This is a genomic window from Methanococcoides sp. (assembly GCF_030594565.1).
Taxonomy (GTDB): domain Archaea; phylum Halobacteriota; class Methanosarcinia; order Methanosarcinales; family Methanosarcinaceae; genus Methanococcoides; species Methanococcoides seepicolus.
Genome location: NZ_JAUVEY010000160.1, coordinates 1 through 4,526, shown reverse-complemented (window position 1 = coordinate 4,526; position 4,526 = coordinate 1). Strand labels below are relative to the sequence as shown.

Annotated in this window: 5 protein-coding genes; 2 read left to right on the top strand and 3 right to left on the bottom strand. The window is 41.2% G+C overall.

The features are described from left to right. Window positions 1-159: 159 nt before the first annotated feature. From hflX to QAS77_RS10670, 3 genes are all read right to left on the bottom strand, one after another. Complete coding sequence (gene hflX / locus QAS77_RS10680) at window positions 160-1,422, bottom strand: GTPase HflX (protein WP_250867246.1); 1,263 nt, start codon at window positions 1,420-1,422, stop codon at window positions 160-162. Window positions 1,423-1,459: 37 nt separating this feature from the next. Then, window positions 1,460-1,852: a DUF2209 domain-containing protein gene (locus QAS77_RS10675; protein ID WP_250867247.1), complete on the bottom strand. Its 393-nt coding sequence runs from the start codon at window positions 1,850-1,852 to the stop codon at window positions 1,460-1,462. Between the two features lie 153 nt (window positions 1,853-2,005). After that, window positions 2,006-3,025: a lysylphosphatidylglycerol synthase transmembrane domain-containing protein gene (locus QAS77_RS10670; protein ID WP_276575039.1), complete on the bottom strand. Its 1,020-nt coding sequence runs from the start codon at window positions 3,023-3,025 to the stop codon at window positions 2,006-2,008. Window positions 3,026-3,242: 217 nt separating this feature from the next. On the opposite strand from QAS77_RS10670, the gene QAS77_RS10665 reads away from it, so the two are divergent. Continuing rightward, window positions 3,243-4,088, top strand: coding sequence for a phosphatase PAP2 family protein (locus QAS77_RS10665; protein ID WP_305065481.1), 846 nt, complete (start codon window positions 3,243-3,245; stop codon window positions 4,086-4,088). Then, the coding region (locus QAS77_RS10660) for a glycosyltransferase family protein (protein WP_305065479.1) at window positions 4,085-4,526 on the top strand (442 nt) is incomplete at its 3' end. The genes QAS77_RS10665 and QAS77_RS10660, both read left to right, overlap by 4 nt.

Sequence of the window (4,526 nt, the reverse complement as noted above, 5' to 3'; positions counted from 1 at the left end):
TATAAACGTTTTGAAGAAAAGAAAGCGAACGGGACGAAGGATTCAATTAAATCATAGTTTGTGGTGGTACTTTGGGGGGTTTGGAGGAAACCCGTTCGCATTTGATAGAACTATCTTTTCTGATATAAATGTTTCGTATGGACGCGAACGAAATACCAATTAGCTCAGAACCCTATGATCATCAATATTAAATTTACTGACCTTTTGTAATATCTCTTCCCGGGCCTCAATATCCAGGACGATCTGTTCACCGTAATCAATACTATGGACTATACCTTCATCATATAGCCATGATACTATCGAAAGACTCTCTTTGGACATATCCAAAGCGATCCGGGAACGATCCCAATGAGGCAGATTCTCATAGATCTTATCCATAAGCGCTTCAAAACCGTCACCCGAACTTGCAGAGATGAGTACAGGGTGAGGTGCAAGATAACTTATCGCATCAACTTTCCTTTTGAGAACATCCGAATCTACCATATCGACCTTATTCAGAACAGTAACTATTTCCACACCTTCGATACGCTTCCAGAAAATGTCATGACTTACCACAAGCTTTTGCCTTATCACCTCCACAGGATCACTCATATCCACCACAAGGAGGATAACGTCCGCAAGAAAGATCTCATCAAGGGTGGACCGAAATGCATCGACCATCCAATGAGGAAGGTCCTCAATAAAACCAACTGTATCAGTAAGAAGCACACGCCTCTGATTTATTGAAAGGGAACGTGTAGTAGGGGACAATGTCGTGAAAAGCATGTCTTCAACTTCAGTCCCTTCCTTCACAAGCGACTGGAAAAGAGTGCTTTTGCCTGCATTCGTATAACCTGCCAGGGCAACGAGGGAAAAACCCCTTTCATGTCTGAAAGAGCGAAGGGACTCACTGCCCTTACAAGAACTATGAATTTCGTTCCTTATCCTGACTATCCTTTTCTTAACGTCCTGCTCGTAGGAATCCTCATAACCGCCCAGACCCATAAACCCAGGACGTTCATCTTTTTTAAGCAAAGAAACTATAGACCTTGCTTTTGGCAACTCATACTGCAACCTTGCAAGTTCCACCTGTAATTTTGCACGCCTTGTGGTAGCCCTTGAGGCAAATATCTCAAGGATCAGATTGAACCTGTCAATTACCTCACATTTGCAGGTCTCAGAGATATTATATATCTGCGTAGTTGACAATTGGTGATTAAAAATGACTTTTTCAGCACCTGATACCTCCACAAACACCGCCAGTTCATCGACCTTCCCCCTGCCTACCTGATACTTGCGGTCAGGATACCGCGTCTGTGTCAGCACACCCACTACACTATAATGTGCAGCTCTTGCCAGTTCCTTAAGTTCGGCAAGCTTTCTCTCATTTACACCATGATCAGCACCAGGCTCATTTCTCTGTACAAGGATTACTTTTTTCATGATCGACCTTTTACTATTTTCAGACTGACATTCAAAATCACTCGATATCGAGCTCTTTCATAAGAAGTTTTCTGGAACTTAAGGAAATATGATGTGCAAACTCTATCGCCAGCCTTTCACTCAAAGATTCCTGATATTTGATATCCCGCGAGAACATTTTCTTAGACATCCATTCAGGCCTATTGTATAGATCACCCTTCTCAACAATAATAGATCCAGGGAAATCGATCTCTGAAACAGTTAACTCGATAATACTTACGATATCGAGCACATCAGGAGGATCAGGGCTTAAAAACGGCTTAATGGCTATCTGCGAAATTGATTCGATATGACTGGCAGAAACCTCCATAGCAACCGCAGCACAGACCATATAATATCCATCTTTTATCTTATGCCTTCCAGAGATATCGACTGCTATAATAGGAAACATTCTGACACTCACAATTTATTCAATATAATACGTTTTGATCCAATCAATTCCATTCAATTCGATTTAATTTTAATTTGATCGATACCAACCTACCCATAACTATTGTTTTAAGGATATATTACCTTTGAGAACAAATATGTTGTTGCCAGGACATCATTTCATTAGATCCTTCAGGTATTCCGTATCCTTGAGTATCTTAAAACTAACAAAACCACCCACTATCAGGTTCAGATAAAGAGTGAAAGCACGCCATGCCACTACAACAATACCTATTAGATAAACAGGGACGAATAAAGAGAATAGCGAGGTTGCACCAAGTTCGGCTATCCCGCTTGAACCTGGAGTTATAGGTAGCACAAGTAAGATCATGAGAAGCACCTGTGCAGCAAAAGAAATAACAATAGCAGGTGGCTGGTTCAATCCCATGAGTATAACAGGGACCATTGCAAATTCAACTATCCAGAAAAGGATAGTATAAACACTTCCAAAGAACAAACCTTTACGTCCTTTTGTAACAAAAAAGGCCATGCTGCTATGAAAATCATCAATGACCATATCCAACTTATCTGTGAGCCTTTCAAGACGTGAACTGTCCGCCTTCCCCGTAATTACAGCAACACGATGGATCACATAATTAAATGCTTTCTTTGTATGATGGGGATGCCAGACCGCATATATCACGATCAGGAAAGTAAGAGACAGTAACAATTCACCCATCACTACCAGAGTGTTCAGCCCGGAGATCGATATCACACCACGAAATAAATGCAGTGCTATCGGAGCAGAGACCAGTATAAGTACACCATCAAGTAATCTTTCCCCAAGGACAACAGCTGTTGCAGACCCCACAGGCACATTTTCCTGACCGAGCAGATGTACCCTCAGTGGCTCACCGCCAATAGATGAAGGCGTGACCGATGCAAGGAAAGTACTTGAGGTCACGATCTCAACAGCCCTTGGAATAGAAACATCGAACCCAAGGAATTTGCACATTGACCTTGTACGCAAGCCCCACAGGAGATAGGACAACAGATGTAGGCATAATGCAAGTAAAAGGAACTCCAGTCTTATATTGCGAATACTTTCCAGTGTTTGAGGATCCAAAGTGTAGAACATCACACCAATAATAGAGATAATGCTAATAAAAAGAGAAATTATTAACCATTTTTTCATATTATTCAAGTTCGATCATCCCTACAATTGTGGATCAGCTTAACACAAAACTATTATTCCATATATTAGTAGTCCCATATAAGGAATTTGTTCCGATATATCGACGAGTGTTACGATATTCACAATGTATAAATACAATACGTGCAAATACTGACCAACTAAAAAGGATGTTTAACAAATAAAATATCTTTTGCGTGTTAATTTCTGAGGAATGTGAATGAATTCCAAAAATGAAGAGAACAACATCCTTGAGAGAGCTGCTATCGACATAGAGGGAAGAACTGTTAGACAGAGATGGCAGGAAATGTTGTATCATCGGGCTTATGACCACCCATTGATATCAAACTATCAACCATACGCACTTGCTGCGACCATAGTATTCGGGCTTATGACCTTACAGATCGACATAGAACAATATATAGGAATTAATCCATCCCTGAACTATGCAGACGTTATGGTGATGATAGAAGGCAATGCCGTCACATACATACAGGCTTTTGCAACCCCCTGGCTCACGTATTTTTCAGCTTTTATCTACCTGATAGGGTTTTCAGTTCTATTGATGGGAACATTCCTCATATTCGTATACAAAAAGGATGCAAAAAGCCTTCAGGAATTCTCCATAGCGTTCACACTTATCTACCTTGTAGCATATCCGTTCTACATATTGTTCCCGGTATCTGTCACGAGCAACACCCTTCCGAACATGGCCCCTTTGCTTTACGGACTAGACCCTTCAATAGTTAAGATAGTGCACATATGTGACCCGACACTTGACAACTGCTTCCCCAGCCTGCACGCTGCACTCTCTCTTATGGCAATGCTCATTATTCTGACGAGGACAGAGAATTTAAGATTGAAGGCATTAGCGGTCTTTACGACCATAAGCGTCCAATTCACCATACTTTATCTTGGCATCCACTGGATAACAGATCTGATAGGGGGCATAATGCTGGCATTCACAAGTTATTATGTTGCAACAAGGTATCGGGAACTTATTGTCACAAGATCTGAAAAATTGATCGCTGGAAGATACGAAAATGAAGAGGGGAAACGATCATGAAGATAATGCTTTTTGTCTGCGGAGAAGGACTGGGACACACCAGCCGATGCATATCCCTTGCACAACAAATGAAAGCTTCCGGTCATGAAGTGCTCATGGGAACATATGGATATTCAAAGGACCTTATTGAAACAAAAGGACTCCGAACGGCAGAGATGGTCCCTGAGATACAACTGGTCGGAAATTCGGGGAGTCTCGATCTTAAAAGCTCGGTGATAGCGACCATTAAAAGTGGACAATTTCTGAGAATAGGAAAAGTACACCGAATTTTAAAGGATTTCGAACCGGATATTGTGGTTTCTGACAGTTACTACACAGGCATCTTTTCGGCATGGATGAGAAAAAAACCGGTATATCTGATGGTCAACCAATCCAACATGGAAGAGTTCTTCATGGGAAAAAGCTTTTTCATGAGATCCCTTGGAAAAATAACAAAGA